Raw genomic sequence first — 19949 nt, forward strand, 5'->3', positions numbered from 1 at the left:
GAATCAGTAATAAATTAGTGCTTAGCACACAGTAGAAAAACTATGTAACTTATACCATTTCAACCGTTGCTACTCATTGTGATATTTACAACTTTAATATAGCCAAGCACTAAATAATACCGAAATTGTTCTTTACCTAATCACACCTGAAAATATCTCTAGTATAGACCTTATCTTGCACATCCATCAGCTCATCCACCATTCGATTTGAAATGATAATATCACTACGCTCTTTCAATTCGCCAAGTGATGTGACGACCTCAGAATGGTAAAAATGCTCACCTTCAAAGCTAGGTTCATAGACAATAACGGTCACGCCTTTTGCTTTAATGCGCTTCATAATACCTTGCACTGCGGAGGCTCTAAAGTTATCCGAGCCTGACTTCATAACTAGCCTATATATCCCAACTACCTCTGGGTTTTTAGCTAAGATGGAGTTTGCGATAAAGTCTTTACGTGTGGTGTTCGCATCCACAATAGCTGCAATCATATTGTTTGGCACATCTTTATAGTTGGCTAGTAACTGCTTAGTATCTTTGGGTAAGCAGTACCCCCCATAGCCAAAAGACGGGTTGTTATAATGATTTCCTATTCTAGGGTCTAAGCCTACGCCTTCAATAATTTGACGACTACATAAACCGTGCGCTTCCGCATAGCTGTCCAACTCGTTGAAGTAGGCTACACGCATAGCCAAATAGGTATTGGAGAAGAGCTTAATTGCTTCGGCTTCTGTTGGGTCCGTAAACAATACTGGTATATCTGTTTTCTTCGCTCCCTGCTCCATCAAACGAGCAAATGTTTTAGCTTTCTCACAGCTGCCACCAACAATGATTCTTGACGGATATAGGTTATCGTAAAGTGCCTTTCCCTCTCTCAAAAATTCAGGCGAAAATATCAACGTTTCAAGGCCGCTCATTGCCTTAAATTTCTCTGTATAACCGACTGGTACTGTAGATTTTATAAACACAGCAGCGGACGGTGCAAACTTTTTAATATCTTCAATAACAGCTTCTATCGAAGAAGTGTTGAAATAGTTTGTATCTGGGTCATAATCGGTTGGTGTCGCGACAATAACTATTTCTGCATTTTTGTATGCAATAGACTTATCTGTTGTAGCAACTAAACGTAACTCACGCTCTGATAAGTAAGCTGAAATTTCTACATCTTCAATTGGAGAGATTCTTTGGTTTAATAACTCAACCTTTTCCGCTACAACATCCAACGCCACTACTTTGTTATGCTGGGCCAACAACACAGCATTTGACAAACCTACATAGCCCGTCCCAACAACAGTGATATTATATGATTCCGTAATTTGCATGGTTTTTACCTTTATACCGCGCGCTTTCTATACCACTTCAAAATTAGCCAAACGTGCAAGATGGCATAGTTATAAATGAGAAATATGCCTATAAAAGCAAAAAACATTATTGATTCAGCGATCTGAAAAACTTCACCCATTATACCTATAGCCGCAAATAAAGCGCCAATTGTTGAAATAATGAGTAGAGCTTGCCTAGACGTAAAACCCGCTCTTATAAAAATATGATGTAAGTGATCTCTGTCTGGACTAAAGGGAGACTTCCCTTTTCTAACTCTGCGAACAATAATAGCGGCCATATCCATCAGTGGAATTGCAACTATCCATAATGCAGTCACAGGACGAAACGAGCTTTGACCACCTTGTGTATTTATTGCCAACAACCAGACGATGGTGAATCCAATAAACATACTACCAGCATCACCCATAAATATTTTTCTGTATTGGGTACCAAAAACCCCTAAGTTAAAAATCAAGTACGGCACTAATGCAACGACGAGTAGTATGGATAATATACTTGTTTGCCCACTTATAAATAATAGAACAGATATTGCGGTAAGCGTGATGATAGCCATTGTACCCAAAAGACCGTCGATACCATCAACCATATTAAAAGCGTTAATTATCCCAATCACTGCAACGTAGGTGAATATGACACCACCCCAACCCAACTGTATATCGCCAAAAGCGAACAAATTACCCAAGTTTTGGATGTAACTTTCGGTTGAAAATATCATCAACGAGGCAACGAGAAGTTGAAAAAATATGCGGAAACGAACACTCAAATCGTGCCTATCGTCCATAACACCAATCAACACCATTAAACCCGAAGCAAACAAATAGCTCGCCAGTTCAATACTAAATGGCAAGAATAAACTTGAGGTAACGAGTACGCTACTAAAAACTGCTATACCACCAATCAATGGGATATGTCCTTCATGTTTTTTTCTTTCATTCGGCTTATCTACTAAATTGAAACGAATAGCAACAGGTCGCACCAAGCTAATCGTAACCAATGACACCGCAAACGAAAAAAGTAAAGCCAACATGAGCTCCATTAATAACTCCCCAAATTTACCATAATTTATTCACTACCTTCTAAAGTATTGTGTCGATATATGACTGTTTACAGTCATTGATCGCATTTACGTTGATAATTAAGCATTCTTGATCCAAACTGAGGCATTATAGCCGATTATAAGGCCGTATGCACGATGAATTGCGAGCTACAGATTCTCGTAAACACTTCGAAAAATAAAGAAAAAACATGTTATTAATTGTTATTTATGTAACCTAAATAGTTAAAAAGGTAATATGTTGATTTTTATGTTCCACAGTCCCTTTTACATCAGTCTGGTATTTACAAAATCACTATATATGTAATAATTAACGGCTGTGCAGATAGATAGTCTAGACATTACCAGCACGGTAGTGGGGTGATTGTTTCTACTGTAATATGAACAAGCTTTGGTAAAAGTGCCTTAAAGTAAGCTCGTCCAAGTCGTTTAAAATATAATGGTTCCCATCCAACTATGCATACTGAGTCTGTGAAAAAATCAAACTACTCCCCTCTAGTCACTATATACATGCCAACTCACAACAGGTTGAGCGACTTAAAAAGAGCTATAAGTAGTGTACTATCTCAAACCTATGAACATTGGGAATTGATCATTGTCGATGACGGCTCTAAAGATGGCACACATGACTATTTACAGTCTTTAAAGAATGAAAAAATTCGTTTCTTTCGTCATGAAACACCACAGGGTGCATGTGCTTCAAGAAACTTAGCTATCAACAACGCTAAAGGTGAATTTATAACCGGTTTAGATGATGACGATGAATTCACACCAGACAGACTCAGTTCATTTATTAGTGCATGGCAAGATAAGTACAGCTTTTTATGTACCCCTGTAACAGTCTGCAAAGGGAATACCAAAAAAGATCACCTATTCTTTATCGGTGAAATAAATCTTCAGGATCTTCTGGTTGTAAATAAAGTCGGGAACCAAATTTTTTGCAAAACTGATGAGTTGCGCTCTATCGGCGGTTTCGATAAATCATTCAAAGCATGGCAAGATTATGACACTTGGGTAAGATTCACTGCACGCTATGGCACGGGGTTAAAACTACCTTCATCAACGTATCTTCAATATGAGAATGATGCAAGCTTTAGCATCACTCGTTCGCCAAATCGTTTGATCGGATTTAACCAATTTGTTGATAAACACCGACACCTAATGAACACTTCACAAATTCGAGCTATGCAATGTTGGGAAAAAATTATCCAAGGCAAGTGGATCCCTTTGAGAAAGCTTTTGTTAGCGAACAAGGCCATATTAAAATACTCAATACTCCACAACCTAAAACTAATCATGGGTCGTTAATTCCATGAAGCTACTATTCGTATTAGAGAACTTCACTGTTGGGGGAGTTGAACGTGTCACGTTGCAACTGATAAAAGGCTTAGTCCAAAGTTATCAATGCAATATAGAAGTGAGTTGCCAATCAATGGTCGGCCCGCTACTAGATGATTTTGATTCTTTGGTAGAAGTTAGCTGCACCGCTGCATCACATAGAACTTTCAAACAGCACAGTGCAGATTTTCAGCCTGATGTTGTGATCTTTACTAAAGGTGGTCTGTCTAGACTTGGCCTAGGACTTTCTTCACAATGCAAAATGGTTGCAATTCAACATGTTCCCATTGAGCTGCCGGAAAAAAATAAAGTTGTTAATTTGGTTAGGCGACTTGCCGCTTCGTTATTATATAGAAGAATGGATCGTATAGTCTGTGTCTCTGATGGGATTTTAAACAACCTTGTTCAGCTTAAAGTATGCTCCAAAAAGAATGCTCTGCGTATTTACAACCCAGTTTTAAGTGATGATATACAGCAGCTTGCAAATGAAGAACAGCACGAGTACCAAGATTATTACGTATGCGTGGGGCGGCTCCATTATCAAAAAGGTTATGATCTACTTATTGATAGCGTAATAAAGCTTAACAACCCAAACTGTAAAGTCGTTATTATTGGTGACGGCCCCGATAGAGATGACCTAGAAGCACTAGTTCACCATAAGGGATTACAGCGTCAGATTATTTTTCATGGCATGACAACCAACCCTTATAAATTTATTAAGCATGCAAAAGCCATTTTGCTAACATCTCGCTGGGAAGGCTTACCAACCGTATTGGTTGAGGCAAGCTACCTAAAAACACCTATAGTTACCTTTGATTGTCGTTATGGGCCGGATGAGTTAACGCAATTTGGAAAGTATGGCCACTTGGTGCCTTTTGGCGATACAGAACTGTTTGCAAAATGTATACAGCAAATAGAGCAAGGAAAAGGCAAACATTCTGTTGACGTGAGTAACTTTACACTCACCTCTGCGGTTAAAAATTACTACAATTTATTTAACTCACTATGAAGCATTCTCTTAACCAAAAAATATATTCAGGCGAACAATTCACTGAAATTAGAAATGCCGCCTTTGAACAACAAGTGCCCGTTGCCATTTCTTTTGTGAACCCCTTTTCATATTATGAAGTTCAAAAGAGAGACGACCTTATCGAAGGTATCGATTATTACTTCTCTGATGGCGCTCTATTGTGTAAGTTGCACAATTTATTCTTGCCGAAAATATCACGCGCTAGCTTTGACTACAGCTCGGTGGCTAAGCCTTTTCTGGAATATATAACAAATAAAAGCAAAAGGTTAGCTGTGATAGGTGCCAAAGAATCGGAAAACGAAAAAGCAGTCACGATATTAAAACAACAGTATCCAGGGATAAATATAGTTTATCACCGAGATGGCTATATTGACGATATTTCCTCGGTGGCAAAACAACTTGAAGCGGTAGCTGCGGAAGTTGTAATTGTTGGTATGGGAACGCCTTATCAAGAGAATTTTTGTGTGGAAGCAAAGAAATATATATCTAAACCAATAGTGTTTATCACCTGCGGCGGGTTCCTGACACAGACGTCTATTAAACCGGATTACTACCACCCATTAATCAAAAAACTGGGGCTGCGTTGGCTACAAAGAATGGTAATGCATAAACATGTGCGTGACAGAGTTATACGTCAATATCCTAAGTTTGTATTTAGCTACCTTTTTCACATGATAAAAAAGCGATAAGTTAGTATGGTCTATAACCTCCTGAAGTAGCTTGTATACTAGTAAGGCGGCGATAACGAAAAGCTACTCAGCCGCCCTACAACTTTACTATAAAACACCTTGAGAGAGGGTCGAGTAGCCCTATAACACCGTATGTGTATAGTAAGCTAATCCGTAAGCCACAAGATTAACCAATAATACTGTCGCTGTCGTTTTCACAGTACATTTTGCCCCACACCTGCCAAAGAACATCACCGCAAACAATGTTAAAAACACTTGTAAAACAGCCATTGCATAGCTAAATGTGAAGATATCCCCCACCAAGGCAATAGTCATGATTGTAATACTGCTGACAATGGAAGTGATCAGGTTCCAGTAAAATTCATAATGCACCAGCCCTTTCGCTTGGACAGCCATACCCAATACACTCCCAACTGGTCTAAGCAACCCAATAATTATCAAGATAGAAAATATCGGCAAAAATTGGGCGTATTTATCCATACCCATGAATTCGTTTACTATCAATATCCCCACATATAATGCTACGTAGATGCCAAGGTTTAGCATGGATATCTTCAGTAAAAAACTATTTAGATAAAGTGTAAATTTATCTTCGTCACTTTGCAGCTTTGCAATACCAGGAAAAAACATTCTGGCGATCAGGGGTCTGACAAACTTAACGGGTTGCAACACCATTTCTTTTGCGAATGAATACACGCCCAATGCTTCGAGCCCTAACAACTTCCCTATAACAATTTGATCTAACTGAGTTTTAGCTTGATTTATTACTTGTGAACCCATTTGATAACTGCCAAACTTTAGAGCCGGTATAGCAATTGACCAATCAACATGGAATGAGGGATGCCAGTCCTTGGGTGCCCTGAGTATCATTACTCCCACCCTCAGTGCGGACGCAATAAGGATCGCATATATGTATGCAAGGACCACAGGAGTCTTAAATTGAATAAAGGCAAACGTGCAAGTCAATAACAGCAGTTTAGCGAGAATATCAATTTGGGCCAATGCTACATTATGACCTTCCTTGATATAGTGAGCTTGGTACTGTGCCCCCACTCCTAGCAGTATAAAATTGGCAGAGGTAATTAGCAGATAACTACCTATTAAAGGTTCATCGTAAAACAATGAAATTGGGTATGCCAACACCAGCATCATGGCAGCTGCAGATATACCTAACCCTTGATTGATAAAATGCAGAGCATTTTTCTCAGATGAGGAAATGTTCTGCTTGTGAATAAAGTAATTCGCAAGCCCCATATCCTGAAACAAAAAAACGATTGATAAAACAATATTGATAATAGCTAAAATACCCAATGCTTCTGCATTGCCATAAAAAGCTATCAAAAAATAAATTAGAAACTGGCTTATTCCAGCAATACCGGAGGAACCTAAAATCCAAATTCCTTGCTTTTTAACGCTCATGAGTTTGTTTCGATATTTCCGCTAACTCATCATATAGTTTACTCTGATTAAACTGAGTATAAATCGTTTGCTGGGCATTCTTTCGGATAGTAGCTATGGGGTAATAATTTGCACTTAGATTTATCAACACCTGAGCTAGCTCATTGGGTGAACGTTCATTAACTAATAAACCGCTAACTTCATGCTTTATAAGCTCTGGAATTCCACTGTGGAATGTAGATACTGTTATTAGTCCCATGGCCATCGCTTCCATTAAAGCAACTGGAATACCTTCCATATCGCCATTTTTCGCAACAACCGACGGTAGCAAAAAGACGTCTGATGCTTCGAGCAAGGTGGTTACTTGCTCTTGAGGTTGAAAACCTAGTAACTTGATTTCCTCACTCAGTTTCAATTCCTCTATTTGTGCGACAATATCTTCTTTTAGCGGACCGTCACCCACGATTTGATATTCAAACTCAACACCTTGCTCTTTAAGCAATCGCATTGCATTGATGGCATCTTGCAACCCTTTCTTTTCAATGAAACGGGCTACTGATATGATTCTTAAAGGCTGATATAACGGCTTGTCGAACTCACGGCAGCGGAACAATTCAACATTGATCCCCATTCTATTAACGGTTATTTTTTGCTCACTACAACCAAGCTCAATCAGTTTGTTTTGCCACAGGTTACTGATTGGCAACATTCCCTCTCCTGAGACAAATAGTCGCTTGTAATCACTAGAGAAGGTGTTCAATATGTCTTTGACTGAAATATCTGCGCCATGGAAGATTGTCAGTATCTTACCCTCTAGCAGGCCTAAACGACGCATTTTTTCTGCAACGACTCCAGCCGTACCAAAGTGTGCAATGAATACGTCGGATTTAATTACCTTGCTGTTTCTGCCTGCAATACTTGGGAGCAGTAATGATTTACTATGTATTCCAAACTGTTTGTAGTTTAGTGCCGACAAAATTTTTGGTAATCGACTTGGTCGCAGTAGCCCACCGATACGACTTAACTTAGCTTGAAGCGCAGATTGATTAGCATTTTCATGAGTCAAGTACGTTGTTTTATCTAGTAACTTGTATTTATCAACTAGACTGTGGGTCTTTGTCATGTCACCTTGCGATATAGCGACAATCTCTACATCTAAACCACGCTCAATTAAGCCTACTATCTGACTTATGACAAATGTTTCTGATGAAACTGGAAACTGGCCAAGAAAAAACGTTACTTTCATGTCTATGCCTGTTCCTTGATCTGTCTTAGCGTATTTTCAACCATTTTTGTAACTCGACCGCGTTCTTGAGTAACTTTAACAGTCATGTTTTCTTTGAGTGTCGCCAGATTATTCAAGTTATTGAATACGGCACTTTGTAGCGTACCATCAAACAAACTACTTACATCCATAGACATCTCTGGTAAGTCTAATTGCTGCATAATGCCTTTGGATTTATGCTCATAATTCAAGGCTATTGCAGGTGTAGAAAAATTCATGGAAATGATAGCACTGTGCAAACGTGTACCTATGGTCAACTCACAAAGGCTCAATAAACTGCCTAACTCTACGTCATTCAACTCATCCATAACCACATGACAAAGCTCTTGATTTTTAACTTTCTCTTTGACCGTTAACGCAACCATACGATCGTCGCGTTGGTAGCTGTCGATCCCCGTACAAGTGGACGTTATCAACACCTGGTATCCTTTGTCATTTAAACTATCAATGAGCTGTGCTAGTTTGATCTCATACTCTTCCTGAGTCACTCCCAATCTTTTATCAAATGGAGCCAGTTTCCTCATTGTCATAGCAATGGTAGGTTTGCTTGCAACCAATTGACTTAATGCTTCAGGGATCGCAACTGCTTTATTTGGCACAACCCACGCAGTATCCGCACCTTCAGAAGCTTTACTAGTGTCAATGTTAGCCTCTTCCATGAGCTGTAAGCTCACCGACTCTCTCAGTGCAAGTGTGTTAACCTTACTAAACACTTTTGACGCTAGCTTTTTATAACGTTCACTTTCAAAAGGACCCACTGAGTGGCCCAACATAAACAACGGTTTTTTCGCAAACAAAGCACAGATTGCATGTTCAAATTGTGCAGGCCCATAAAGATCGACAAAAAATGATCCACCAACTTGGATAACAGCGTCATATTGCTGCAATTGTGCAACCTGCTGCTGAATATGCTCAGGTAACGCACTAACCGGCTTACTCAGTTTGTTGACTAACTGATATGATTGAAAACGCTGGCTTACACGCTTCCATAATCTATCTACGAAGCCGTTTGCACTACCATGATAAGCATGAAGCTGATCCATAGTCACCTTTTCACCAAGTAAAAAGCTGGAGCTGACCGGGAAACGACTAATGATATCAAGCTCAATAGTTGGTTCTTGTTTTCTCAGTTCGGCTATTAACCCTCTCAATATAGCCGCATCACCACGATTACCACACGTATGATTCCCAACTAATAATAGCTTCATGCTAATCCTCTACTACTGTTACTACTTAATTATGATAGGTGCGCTGTAAAGCTCGGAGATTGCTTCTCCGAATTCGTCCATCTCAGATTGATTCTTGACCACTTTAGTTGTGATTAGCATCATTAGCTCTGTTCTTTGCATTGTGTCTTCTTTTGCTTTAAATAGATTACCTAATATTGGTAGCTTACTTAAACCTGGGACCCCTTGGGTGAAGTCACTCTTTTTCTCTTGAATAAGGCCACCCAACGCAACGGTTTGCCCATCACCAGACAGCACTTCTGTAGTAATTGAGCGATTAGTGATGGTTGGTGATGATACACCCAACTTATTCGGCTTGCCGTCACTGACCGACATAGATACAGATAGTGTTACCACCCCTTGGGAATTAATGATTGGTGTAATAGATACATTTACACCCGTAGAACGATACTGGATTGAATTGGATACTGAGTTATTGTTACCTATGTTCTCAACCGTCTGAGTAATAATAGGAATTTGATCACCCGAGCTAAGTGAAGCAGACTCACCATCTCTGACAATGAAATACGGACGTGATAATACTCTCGCATCCCCTATCGCATCATTCCAGTTAAATTCAGCTCTCCAATCACCAGAAATAACCTGCCCAAACAACGCTCCCGTTGCTGAGTCTAGAGTTAGTGAATCACTACCCGTTGCGCCCGTTTGATTATACAACCACTTAATACCTGAAGACATCTCATCTGTCAGGGTAATTTCTAAAATAGTTACATCTAATATAACTTGTCCTGGCAGCACATCCATCTTCTTTAACAATGATTCAATTAAGCGGTATTCATCTTTGTCAGTGTAAAATATCAATGCATTCTGTTGCTTGTCTAAGCTAAACTGCACGTTTGAACTTTTTGCACCTACAGCCCCTTTAGTCGCGCTATCTGAACTATCTCCCCCTTGAGAGCGCCCTTGGAGCAGCACAGAAAGTGCTTCACGCATATCGTCAGCTTTTGCATATTTGGGCTTGTAGATAAAGTACTGTCTTTCGTCCCCAGCCAGTGGCACATCAATTTTTCTTGCCCAGAAACCTACTCTTTCAATGGTCTCTTGGTTCGTGGCATAGGCAACAAAAGAATTGATGCGTGGTAATGGTACAAATGACACATCGCCCTCTTTTGATACCGCTAAGCCATCTTCTCGTAATAACTTTTCAATTTGCTCAATGCCCTCTAGTGGCGAAATATGTGCAAATTCAAATAGACGGATCTCTCTGCCAAACGCCCTTGGCACATCTAACATATTGATGATTTTAATTGCGCGAGTAAGCTCCGCTCTTTCACCCTCAAGGATGATTAGCTTTTGTAGCGAGTTAATCGTAACTTTTGCGGTGGATAACTTGCTTAAAATGCTCGAAACGTTTCTGCTACTACTGTAAATATATGGCACAATATGGGTAATTGGGCCTGCAACATCCGGAACATCTTCCTCTTTGTTACCTATGCCTACAGCGATTGAGTTTTTTTGAGTAGATCCTGCCGATTTTGATAGATAGAGGATCTCATCTTTTCTGTAACTTGTTACGCCACTTTCTTCTAGCGCTTTCATGGCTACACGATAAAATTCCGGACGTTCAATCGCCGATGAGAGATTTAAAGTTATGGTGTCATTAGATGCGGACAACTGCGGAGACATCACATAGTTGATACCCAGTAATTCTTGGAATACCTTATTAGTAAACTCTTTAACAGGCATTTCATCAGCTGAAAATGTAATTGCCTCGCCTTCTAATCTTGGTGCCGTTTTTGCATCTTCTTGAAGACGAGTGATCCCCCCCCAGTCTTCAACTTGTTCCTCTCGGAAATCTTTGACAGTACTTTCTATCGGTTGCTTCTCAACTGATGTGCTCATCTGAGACTGGTTTTTACTCAACAAAGATTTTTCTATTTGTAACTCTTTGTCTCGTAGACCTGTTTTACTGGCACAGCCTGAAACCAATATTATTGACATCAACGTCAAACAAGCTTTCTTTGAAGGCTTTAAAATCATTCTAAACTTCTCCATTAGTCTCAGATGTCTCTATTGACACTGTTTGCGGCTTGAACATTTTCAACTGAACAGTTTCTGTATTTTTATCTTCTGTAATGAGTACTATGCTGCTCACATCAACCTTTTCTACACGAAATTGATAAAAGGCATCGCCCGCTCGAATATTCAACGTTTCATCACGGTTATTGTGGCTTACTTTCACTCTCGCCACAGCGACATCACCCGATGTGTATATCGCATTTAAAGAGAGCTTTACTTCCGTACTCTTTGGTAAGTTAGCTTTTTTTGCATTCAGATCGATAAAATCAACACCCAGATTCTTGGATAATGCGGCTATATCGAGCGGCTTTTCGTGTGTAATGGAAACATCTGCCAGTGCCATTTCTTTGTCGTCAATATCTGGAAAGGATGAAAAAACGACTTGAGCCACCCAGCACAGTGCAGCAATTACCGAACCACATAAAATTAGAAGGTTTTTCATTTTGTTCTGTACACCCTCACAAATTCAATATTTGCAGTCACATACCCTTGTCTGGCTCGCTGCTGAAGAAGGGAAACTTGTCTTACACGATTTCCCTCTGAGATATTCTCTAATTCATTCAATAAATTAAGAATGCGATTATATTCACCTGTTGCACTTACTCTTCCAGTAAACACAGAATAATCGTCATTGATCACTACCGCACGCTGTGGCACTTTGTTATTAACAGTAGCCTCTACTCTAGCAACCGCATCCTCAACAACCTCAAGCCAAAGCAAAGCAGGGTCCTGATTTTTCCCTAATATTGGTAGACCAGCATAAAGCGTGGTTTGTTCTTTTAGTTCAGCCAACTTGCTTTCTATGTCAGCATACTGAGACGCAACATTCTGTTGTTTTGCTGCAAATGTTCGCGCATTGAGAATTTCGTTCTTGGAACTTTCAACCCAGTCTAACCAAGGGAAAACAACAAATTCCAGCGACACAAGCAAAACTATGGCCGCGCCTCCCCATTTCTTTAGCGTTTCTTCTCTTGAGTTCACAGCCACTCCACTTCTATTGTAAAGCCTTCGCCACCCGTTTTCTGTTTTACAACCGGGCCTGAGAATTTTGCTTCTTTTGCAACATCAGATGCAACTAATTGCTTTAGCAAATCTGTTGCTGACTTATCAGTCACGCCCCGAAGCTCTACACCTTTAGGAGTCACGGTCACCCTGTCAAAAATAATACCTTGTGAGTTTAAGTTGAGGCTAGCAAGCCTACTTAACACATTGGGATTTTGTTTAAAAAATGTTTGTAATTCAGCGGTAGAGTTGACTTCTCGATTATATTTTTGGCGCATTTCGAGAGATTCATTAACCTGAGCTTGATTCAGTGTTTTTGCCGATTGTAAGCTCATTTTTGTCCAATAAATATACCCTGATAATGACGTAACGGTAAGCACGCCTGTTGCCAACAAACCATATACCAAGTGAGTCGTCGACAGGCGCTGTTGTGCCTTAGTCTTTTCTCGCTTAACCCTAAGCCCTATCAAATCCAGCCATGGTAACGGTGTCTTCTCGGCTTCTTGCATTTCATCACTGGTATATGACATTGTAAGTGGCCACTGATTGTGCTCATCTATATCGTTGTATAGAGGCAACACAAACTGACACGACTTGGGGATCAATTCATAACTTTCTTTTGGTATAACGAAATAATCAATGCTGAACTGCGCAGCCCCAAAGTTTCTAGCTCGCCACAAAAACATCCCTTCAAAAGGCGGAAGCTCTTTGCTTTGTGCTTTGACAATATTAAATATTTCTTTGAGAGATGACTTCGGGTAGTATCTCGTGGTCGCCCAGAATAAATCCCGATCAATAACACAAGCTTCAGCGAGTTTTATTTTTGGCGCATTATTTTGTACTTCAATAAGTTCTTTTTGACGATTTAAGAAGAACTTTTTATGCACCAAGTACTCAGATGCGTCGTTTATATTTCGATTAGCCAACATTATGAACTAGTCCACTATTTGCTCATTACTTATAAAATATGGTCGCAAACCAGCCCCTCTTTCAAAGATAAACTGCTTTGAGTACGCTACCGCTTCGTTGTGAGAAATTTGAATTAAAAGCTTACCACTGGATAATGGATTTTCGAGACCTTCACCACTGTTTTGTTCCGAAACCTTACCCTCAAAACCAAACGCAGAGTATAAAGATTTCGGTGTAAATTGTCGAACAATATAAGGGTAACTGCCCACCAACAAAAATGGCTTGATCTGCTCGTACAGATGATCGTTTTCAAGGATATACCTAAACTCCTCGACCATCTGTATATCAGTATTAGTTGGCAGGTAAGCTTGCGAGTAATCACCTTTTTCAGCCCCCTCAATACGACGCAACCCATCCGCATCTTGCCAGTCGTCTAAACGGTCTTTAATTCTAGTTACATCATCAGATGATACACCATTGTATCTGAGCAGCGTTTCAAACCCTTTGTCATTCATTGGAGATACCGATACTAAACCACTGGCATCTTGCACCACGATTTCCAACTGGTCTCGTTTCGTTGGCTCGCCAATAAAGTTTGTGACCGAAGGGTTTTCGGGTTTGATACCATTATAACTACCATTCGGACCAAGGATCCCAAGTGATGTGGTCATCAATTCATTTATTAGCTCTGCCTGCGCGCTGTCTACCAGCATTTTTGCTCTGCTGTGTTGTTTTACTAGATTTGCCATTCGCGCAGAATTGGAACCTTTTTCAGACATATATATCATAATACTAGCCATAGCTGCGGCAATCATAAGTACCAGCAGTAAGGCAGCGCCCTGGTTCTGTGAAGGATAGCTACACACTGTCTGCTCCAAACAATGAAGGGGGGACACGCATCAACTTATATAAAAGCTGACTTTCATGCTCTTCATTTTCTTGGCTTATTGTTAGCCTAACATAAAGTGGCATGATACGGCGTTGAGAAGCATCAAAGTCAACGCTCCAACGCGGTTTAGGTTTTACCGCAACATTCATATAGGGAGAATAGTAGTTACTCAACTCTAACCAGTCTTTCCATGCATAGTATTCAAAGTTCGCCTTCTTTACGGTCATAAAGGTAACGCCTTGTTCACAGTTATCACTGTTAAAACGATAGCGCTCTAACGCAATAGAGCCAAAAGGAGTCTCACAGTAGCGTATTTCCTGATCTGTTAGATACAAGGTAGAAATACTCACTGGTGAAGAAATTAATATTGGCGAGCGATTGATAAAACTGAAGCTGGTACTTGTACCAATAAAAAATGGAACCCTTTCTCTGAGTTCATTGTGGTATCCAAAAGGGGTCGCTTCACGGATCGCGCGATTTATAAGCTTCACTTTAGAGAGCTGATCTACATTATGACTTGCTTGCTCCTTGGTAAGCTGCTGCAATGAAAAACGATAACTCATCACAGCAAGTGCTATCACCATAGAGAAAATAGTCATGGCTATCAGTACTTCGACTAGGGTGAAACCCTTTACATTACTATTACTCACGCCAGTACACACTCTTAAACTCTGCTATTTTCTTCGGGCTCGGCGACAACTGAGAAAAGACAGATGTTGAATACAAAATCATTGTGCCATTGGACATAGAGCCTTCTCCGTCAACTACAAGCTCCGACATTACAGGTTTTTCTGATACCACTTCTACTTGCCAAAAATAGGTAGAACCCGCAAATTCATATTCTCCCTCACGCTGCTTCTCATATTCAAAACGATAACTTACCTCGTCTTGGATATACTCAAAAGCAAAAGCGTATTTTGTTGCTCTTGCTAGCCGCATTTCATTGAGCAACATCGCTTTAGATACATAGCTGATAGCACTTATAGAGATAAATAGAATTACGGATGCAATCAGCACCTCTATCAGGGTCATGCCTCGTTGATGATTAAAACTGAATGGTTTCACGTTGCTGGCTATTTATATTGACAAAAGTTATATTCTTATCAAGAAAGTACGTTTTTGAAGACACTTCAACAATTGCCTCTTTCTCAAAACCAATATAAGAAAACGAAATGAGCTTTAAGGGTTTGGTATCTTCCACATCTTGCTCAGTATCTTGCTCTGCTGTATCAGTAAACACATCGACAATGTCGAGCATGTTCTTCGAATTCTGAAGTATATTTTGCTTACCTGCTTGTTTGACCTCCCTCACTTCAACCGAGTTGTCAGCTACTTTAATCTCTAGTTTTTTCCCTGAATACACCGCATACTGTTTAGCATAATGCAACAAAGAGGTCAGTTGCTGCTTTTCTGAATATCGCTTTACCTGCTCAAATTGTTTCCACATATTAGGCAATACCACAGAGCTGGTTAAACCCATTAACACTATTACGATTAAAAGTTCAACAAGCGTAAAGCCTGACTGTTTAAAAGGAGACATCATTCATAGACACTATACTAAGCAGCATGATAATCACAACCGAGCCAACTACACCGCCCATTATTAGAATAAGTAAAGGCTCTAACAGTGCCGTGAACTTTGTCAACCAGCTTTCAAAACTGTTCCGAGAGCGTTTTGCGATCTCATTAAAAGAGCTAGCTAGGCTACCACTTTCCTCGCCTACCGTAACTAGAGAAACAGCAACCTCATCATATAAGCCTAAATGTTTAAGCTCATGGCTGAGTACCCCACCACTGCTAACAACCGTTGCAACTTTACCCAATTTAGCTTGTAAATTAGGGTTTGAAACTGTTTGCATTGCCAACTCTAAGCTATCAGAAAGACTCACCCCACTTTCTAATGTTAATTGTAATGCGGTTGAGAACTTAATGCGGTCTGAATGATTTACTATTTGTTTTACAATAGGGAACCTTATAACACTGGCAAATAGACGAACCCTTAACGAGGCCTTTTGTAATGCACTATATAGAAGTACTCCAGCTAACAATAGGCTGATCAGCAAGTGTAATTGATAGTTTTGTACCCAGCTAGACATATCTAACAGCAATTGTGTGTACGGCGGAACCTGCGCACCATTATCAAACATTGATGACATGCTGGGGATCACAAAGTTAAAAATAGCCCAAATAGCAGTAATACATACTACCAAAATAAACAATGGGTATGTTGATGCTTGAATCACCTTACTACGTAGAGCACTCTGGAATTCCAGATTCTGACTAAGTCTCGAAAATACCTGTGGTAAGTTACCTGTAGCCTCACCAATTCTAACCATTTCGATATAAAGCGTGGAAAAGGTATCTGGTCGACTAGCCAAAGCATCGCTAAGTACCGCCCCTTGCTTAATCTCATTTAATACCAAAGACCAAATCTGTCCCAAAGCGGAATTTCTATTTGATTGCGCTAGAACTTCCAGAGCCTTGTCAACTCGCAAGCCATTATGTAACAACGTCGATAGTTGACTTGTTGACTGCTCAAGTTCATTCAAAGACACCCTCTTACGTATAGCACGAGCACTATCTTGCTTCAGCTCTAAAATAAGTAGACTTCTAGATTTCAGCGCACTGTGCGCAGCAGCTTCATTTTCAGCAGTGATCTCACCACGTTCAACTTCACCACTGGCATTACAAGCCTTGTACTTAAATACCTGACTCACCCTGCTACCCTCAAGACTTCTTCAACGGTTGTTAACCCAGTTACAGCCTTGAGAAAACCATCCTGTTTGAGGGAGCGCAGTTGCTTCTCACGCATCAGTTCATAAAGGTTATCCAGTAATCGTTCGTCTTTTGGTAGCTTTTTAACATCCCCATCACATGGCAAATACTCAAGAAACGCCACTCGACCAGAATAGCCCGTATTTTCGCACTTATCACAACCTACCGCTTGATAGAGAGGTGTAATTTCACCTGTAGCCAAATCAAATAATGAATACTTGTTATACAACTCTCGCGTTTCAGTATCACTAAGAGGCTGTTTGCAGTGTTCACACAAAGTTCGAGCCAGTCGCTGAGCCATAATAGACACCAGGCCCGCATTGAGAAGGTACTCTTGAATGCCCAGATCCATAAGTCGTGTGTACGCAGAAGGTGCGTCATTGGTGTGTACAGTACTAAACACCAAGTGTCCTGTTAATGCAGACTGTAAGGCGATTTTAGCCGTTTCATTGTCACGAATTTCGCCCACCATGATAACGTCAGGGTCTTGACGGACAATGCTACGTAAGCCTGCAGAAAAGTCATAACCAATTTCTGCATTGACTTGTACTTGGTTTATCCCAGGCAACTGGTACTCAATCGGGTCTTCTAACGTAACAATCTTTATATCCGGACGGTTTATTTGGTTTAAAAAAGAGTAAAGGGAAGTCGTTTTACCCGACCCTGTTGGGCCCGTCATCAGGATAACGCCAGATGTTCTTGTTAAATCCTGATTTATTTTTTCTACTAGGTCTTCGGAGTAACCTAGTCTTTTTAAGTCAAACTTAACTGCGTTTTTAATAAGAAAACGCATAACAACGCTTTCACCCATACCCAATGGCAGTGTCGAACAGCGAATATCAAGATCCGTTGTACCAGCTTTCATTTCAATCTTGCCATCTTGAGGGCGTCTTTTCTCAGCGATGTCCATTCCCGACAAGATTTTTATGCGCGAAATAACAGCCAACTGCAAGTTATGCGGTATCGGATCCGCTTCCTTTAAGATTCCGTCTATTCGATATCGGGCACGGTACTTTCCATTTACGGGCTCAATATGCAAATCAGATGCCCCCAGCTTTACCCCTTTATTGATGAGGCTATTCACTAAGTTAACTGTAGGTGCACCTAATGCAAGCTCTTTAAGCGCACTTAAGTTATCGGTAGAAATGGGCACATCGGGGACGTCACTAAGTAAAGCTTTACATTGCTCGCCAAGCAACTCTAGCTCTTTGGCTGATACAGCATAGAACCGCTTATCTTGTGGGATGAAGCGCAGATAGTCGAGTGCTTCTTTCCCATGAGGGTTAGAAAATGCGATGTCAATCTGATTATTGTCTATAAAAACTGGTACCATATTATTTGCTAGTAGCAGCTCTACATTTGTTGACTTTAGATATGCTATAAATTCTTTAGATGTATCTAAACCTTGTTCCCATGCACAACAATTGAGCAACTGACAATACATATCGCGCAGTTGGTCTTCGTCAATCCAACCGGAGTTGAGTAATATCAATTCTAAATTTGATTGGTCATCTTTCTCAAAATCAGCTAATTGCTGCAATCTGTCATGGTTTAATATTTGCTTTTGTGCAATATATGCATGAACTTTAGAGTTCCACGTCTGCATCTTCACCTTCACCGCCAGGTTTGCCATCTCGACCAAAGCTCTTTAGCTCAAACTTTTCTGTGCCATTATCACTAATGGCTTTATAGCTGTATGGGTTGCCCCAAGGATCATTTGGAATTTGTTTAGGAAAATATGGACCGTCCCACATTTGGTGGTTACTCTGTAACAACTCATTCAGTTCTTTCGGATAGTAACCTATGTCTAATCGATATGAGTCCAAAGCGGTCGACAACACCTGCATTTGCGCCTTGGCCGTCCCTTCTCTGGCTGTACTTACTTTGCTGAACATACGCGGCGCCACAACAGAAGCCAACAGTCCAAGTATTACCATTACAATTAATAACTCTACAAGCGTAAAGCCGTTACTATTTCTTAACTTCTTCATATGAAAGCTCATAATAATGCGATGTTGTTAAAATTGAAATTCACTATCCGCCTAGGACTACAAAGGCTAACTTAAGTTCAGATTGAACTTAAGTCCCAGATATTTAAATCAGTAAAGGATTAATGCCACTAGGCTGAACGCACTCTCAACACGGTAATAATACCGTTGCAATCTAACATACAACGGTATCATTTTGAACTATCTAAGTATTACTTCAGTGCTTTAATCGCCGCGCCAAGTTTTTCCAAACTACCGCCCACTACAACCTGATAGTCAACTAGCATTCCATCTTTTTGTCTACCGACAACAAACGAGGGAGTTCCACCAATGCCCAATAGCTGAGCATCTGCAATTGAGCGGCCAACTGCTTCATGAACTGACGTATCACTTAAACAAGATGTAAGCTTATCAGCATCTAAATTAAACTCTTCGGCGATTTCAGCCGTCGTTTCCTGAGTAATTGAGTTACCAATCTCAAAGAGCCTATCTTTGACTAACTCATACTGTCCTTGTTGGCTTGTGCAGCGCAAAAACACTGCAGCATAACCAGCTTTAGGATGCAATTTACTCAATGGTAATTCTCTTGCTAATACCGCGACTTCGCCTGTATCGACAAATTGCTTTTTGAATTCAGGCCAAATTTCTTGCTGAAACTTTTTACAGAATGGACAGTGAAGGTCTGTGTATTCAATCACAACAACGTCACTTGACTTATCACCAATCCATTTACCTTCTGCAGATAAAGGTAGCGTGTCAGGCTTAACTAGCTCCGCTAAACCCACTCTCACAGCTACTTGCTGCTGTATATTTTTAAGTTGTTCGACCTCAGCTCGCAATGCCTCCAATTCTGCCTGCTGCGTGGTACTACACCCAGCCAGCACAGTTGATAAAACAATTGGCATTATCCAGTTTTTCATTGAAAGTCCTCAAGTTAAAAAGATAAAAAAACCCCCGCCAAAGCGAGGGTTTTCAAACTTAAA

At 40.3% G+C, this 19949-nt stretch carries 20 protein-coding genes; 3 read left to right on the forward strand and 17 right to left on the reverse strand.

The window, feature by feature from the left end; genetic code table 11:
• Positions 1-136 precede the first annotated feature (136 nt).
• Together BIW53_RS11210 and wecA are read right to left on the reverse strand one after the other, a co-directional pair.
• The gene (locus tag BIW53_RS11210) at positions 137-1321 is read right to left on the reverse strand and encodes a nucleotide sugar dehydrogenase (RefSeq protein WP_070991969.1); all 1185 of its coding nucleotides are present in this window, start codon (positions 1319-1321) and stop codon (positions 137-139) included.
• Between the two features lie 11 nt (positions 1322-1332).
• Positions 1333-2379, reverse strand: coding sequence for a UDP-N-acetylglucosamine--undecaprenyl-phosphate N-acetylglucosaminephosphotransferase (gene wecA / locus BIW53_RS11215; protein ID WP_070991971.1), 1047 nt, complete (start codon positions 2377-2379; stop codon positions 1333-1335).
• A gap of 528 nt (positions 2380-2907) precedes the next feature.
• On the opposite strand from wecA, the gene BIW53_RS11220 reads away from it, so the two are divergent.
• Genes BIW53_RS11220 through BIW53_RS11230 form a run of 3 tightly spaced genes read left to right on the forward strand, consistent with a single transcriptional unit; the run spans position 2908 to position 5454 of the window.
• A complete protein-coding gene (locus tag BIW53_RS11220) occupies positions 2908-3705 on the forward strand; it encodes a glycosyltransferase (RefSeq protein WP_217495711.1) in 798 nt (265 codons plus the stop codon).
• 4 nt (positions 3706-3709) lie between these two features.
• Positions 3710-4744 carry a glycosyltransferase gene (locus BIW53_RS11225; RefSeq protein WP_070991974.1) on the forward strand — a complete coding sequence of 345 codons (1035 nt, stop codon included), beginning with the start codon at positions 3710-3712 and terminating at the stop codon, positions 4742-4744.
• Positions 4741-5454, forward strand: a complete 714-nt coding sequence (locus tag BIW53_RS11230; protein ID WP_084228136.1) for a WecB/TagA/CpsF family glycosyltransferase — start codon at positions 4741-4743, stop codon at positions 5452-5454. The genes BIW53_RS11225 and BIW53_RS11230 overlap by 4 nt, the downstream gene beginning before the upstream one ends.
• 120 nt (positions 5455-5574) lie before the next feature.
• Here BIW53_RS11230 and BIW53_RS11235 read toward each other — a convergent pair whose 3' ends face one another.
• From BIW53_RS11235 to BIW53_RS11305, 15 genes are all read right to left on the reverse strand, one after another.
• On the reverse strand, positions 5575-6873 hold the full coding sequence (locus BIW53_RS11235) for an oligosaccharide flippase family protein (protein ID WP_070991975.1): 1299 nt from the start codon (positions 6871-6873) through the stop codon (positions 5575-5577).
• Complete coding sequence (locus BIW53_RS11240) at positions 6863-8098, reverse strand: glycosyltransferase (RefSeq protein WP_070991977.1); 1236 nt, start codon at positions 8096-8098, stop codon at positions 6863-6865. Before BIW53_RS11240 ends, BIW53_RS11235 begins: the two co-directional genes overlap by 11 nt.
• 2 nt (positions 8099-8100) lie before the next feature.
• A complete protein-coding gene (wcaK, locus tag BIW53_RS11245; protein WP_070991979.1) occupies positions 8101-9345 on the reverse strand; it encodes a colanic acid biosynthesis pyruvyl transferase WcaK in 1245 nt (414 codons plus the stop codon).
• Positions 9346-9366: 21 nt separating this feature from the next.
• A complete protein-coding gene (locus BIW53_RS11250) occupies positions 9367-11364 on the reverse strand; it encodes a secretin N-terminal domain-containing protein (RefSeq protein WP_070991980.1) in 1998 nt (665 codons plus the stop codon).
• 1 nt (position 11365) lies between these two features.
• Entirely contained in the window at positions 11366-11845 is a 480-nt protein-coding gene (locus BIW53_RS11255) for a hypothetical protein (RefSeq protein ID WP_070991981.1), read from the reverse strand.
• Positions 11842-12384 carry a hypothetical protein gene (locus tag BIW53_RS11260; RefSeq protein ID WP_070991983.1) on the reverse strand — a complete coding sequence of 181 codons (543 nt, stop codon included), beginning with the start codon at positions 12382-12384 and terminating at the stop codon, positions 11842-11844. Before BIW53_RS11260 ends, BIW53_RS11255 begins: the two co-directional genes overlap by 4 nt.
• A complete protein-coding gene (locus BIW53_RS11265) occupies positions 12381-13334 on the reverse strand; it encodes a hypothetical protein (protein ID WP_070991985.1) in 954 nt (317 codons plus the stop codon). The genes BIW53_RS11260 and BIW53_RS11265 overlap by 4 nt, the downstream gene beginning before the upstream one ends.
• 6 nt (positions 13335-13340) lie before the next feature.
• Positions 13341-14063, reverse strand: coding sequence for a type II secretion system protein GspK (locus tag BIW53_RS11270; protein WP_175442124.1), 723 nt, complete (start codon positions 14061-14063; stop codon positions 13341-13343).
• A gap of 109 nt (positions 14064-14172) precedes the next feature.
• On the reverse strand, positions 14173-14853 hold the full coding sequence (locus BIW53_RS11275) for a PulJ/GspJ family protein (RefSeq protein WP_070991990.1): 681 nt from the start codon (positions 14851-14853) through the stop codon (positions 14173-14175).
• A complete protein-coding gene (locus BIW53_RS11280; protein WP_070991993.1) occupies positions 14846-15268 on the reverse strand; it encodes a prepilin-type N-terminal cleavage/methylation domain-containing protein in 423 nt (140 codons plus the stop codon). Before BIW53_RS11280 ends, BIW53_RS11275 begins: the two co-directional genes overlap by 8 nt.
• A complete protein-coding gene (locus BIW53_RS11285) occupies positions 15249-15746 on the reverse strand; it encodes a pilus assembly FimT family protein (protein ID WP_070991994.1) in 498 nt (165 codons plus the stop codon). The genes BIW53_RS11280 and BIW53_RS11285 overlap by 20 nt, the downstream gene beginning before the upstream one ends.
• A complete protein-coding gene (locus BIW53_RS11290) occupies positions 15730-16920 on the reverse strand; it encodes a type II secretion system F family protein (protein ID WP_070991996.1) in 1191 nt (396 codons plus the stop codon). Before BIW53_RS11290 ends, BIW53_RS11285 begins: the two co-directional genes overlap by 17 nt.
• Positions 16917-18584, reverse strand: coding sequence for a GspE/PulE family protein (locus tag BIW53_RS11295; protein WP_070991997.1), 1668 nt, complete (start codon positions 18582-18584; stop codon positions 16917-16919). Before BIW53_RS11295 ends, BIW53_RS11290 begins: the two co-directional genes overlap by 4 nt.
• Positions 18565-18969: a type II secretion system major pseudopilin GspG gene (gspG, locus tag BIW53_RS11300; RefSeq protein WP_070992000.1), complete on the reverse strand. Its 405-nt coding sequence runs from the start codon at positions 18967-18969 to the stop codon at positions 18565-18567. The genes BIW53_RS11295 and gspG overlap by 20 nt, the downstream gene beginning before the upstream one ends.
• A 209-nt stretch (positions 18970-19178) precedes the next feature.
• Complete coding sequence (locus BIW53_RS11305) at positions 19179-19886, reverse strand: DsbA family protein (protein WP_070992003.1); 708 nt, start codon at positions 19884-19886, stop codon at positions 19179-19181.
• Positions 19887-19949 lie beyond the last annotated feature (63 nt).

The organism is Pseudoalteromonas byunsanensis (assembly GCF_001854475.1).
In the GTDB taxonomy this organism is placed as follows: Bacteria; Pseudomonadota; Gammaproteobacteria; order Enterobacterales; family Alteromonadaceae; genus Pseudoalteromonas; species Pseudoalteromonas byunsanensis.

What these genes read in the sequence shown, in the direction of transcription:
- BIW53_RS11265 (WP_070991985.1), bottom strand. Translation starts at nt 13,334, where the DNA reads ATGTTGGCTAATCGAAATATAAACGACGCATCTGAGTACTTGGTGCAT.
- BIW53_RS11225 (WP_070991974.1), top strand. Translation starts at nt 3,710, where the DNA reads ATGAAGCTACTATTCGTATTAGAGAACTTCACTGTTGGGGGAGTTGAA.
- BIW53_RS11295 (WP_070991997.1), bottom strand. Translation starts at nt 18,584, where the DNA reads ATGCAGACGTGGAACTCTAAAGTTCATGCATATATTGCACAAAAGCAA.
- gspG (WP_070992000.1), bottom strand. Translation starts at nt 18,969, where the DNA reads ATGAAGAAGTTAAGAAATAGTAACGGCTTTACGCTTGTAGAGTTATTA.
- BIW53_RS11270 (WP_175442124.1), bottom strand. Translation starts at nt 14,063, where the DNA reads ATGGCAAATCTAGTAAAACAACACAGCAGAGCAAAAATGCTGGTAGAC.
- BIW53_RS11305 (WP_070992003.1), bottom strand. Translation starts at nt 19,886, where the DNA reads ATGAAAAACTGGATAATGCCAATTGTTTTATCAACTGTGCTGGCTGGG.
- BIW53_RS11240 (WP_070991977.1), bottom strand. Translation starts at nt 8,098, where the DNA reads ATGAAAGTAACGTTTTTTCTTGGCCAGTTTCCAGTTTCATCAGAAACA.
- BIW53_RS11220 (WP_217495711.1), top strand. Translation starts at nt 2,908, where the DNA reads ATGCCAACTCACAACAGGTTGAGCGACTTAAAAAGAGCTATAAGTAGT.
- BIW53_RS11230 (WP_084228136.1), top strand. Translation starts at nt 4,741, where the DNA reads ATGAAGCATTCTCTTAACCAAAAAATATATTCAGGCGAACAATTCACT.
- BIW53_RS11255 (WP_070991981.1), bottom strand. Translation starts at nt 11,845, where the DNA reads ATGAAAAACCTTCTAATTTTATGTGGTTCGGTAATTGCTGCACTGTGC.
- BIW53_RS11210 (WP_070991969.1), bottom strand. Translation starts at nt 1,321, where the DNA reads ATGCAAATTACGGAATCATATAATATCACTGTTGTTGGGACGGGCTAT.
- wcaK (WP_070991979.1), bottom strand. Translation starts at nt 9,345, where the DNA reads ATGAAGCTATTATTAGTTGGGAATCATACGTGTGGTAATCGTGGTGAT.
- BIW53_RS11285 (WP_070991994.1), bottom strand. Translation starts at nt 15,746, where the DNA reads ATGATGTCTCCTTTTAAACAGTCAGGCTTTACGCTTGTTGAACTTTTA.
- BIW53_RS11235 (WP_070991975.1), bottom strand. Translation starts at nt 6,873, where the DNA reads ATGAGCGTTAAAAAGCAAGGAATTTGGATTTTAGGTTCCTCCGGTATT.
- wecA (WP_070991971.1), bottom strand. Translation starts at nt 2,379, where the DNA reads ATGGAGCTCATGTTGGCTTTACTTTTTTCGTTTGCGGTGTCATTGGTT.
- BIW53_RS11250 (WP_070991980.1), bottom strand. Translation starts at nt 11,364, where the DNA reads ATGATTTTAAAGCCTTCAAAGAAAGCTTGTTTGACGTTGATGTCAATA.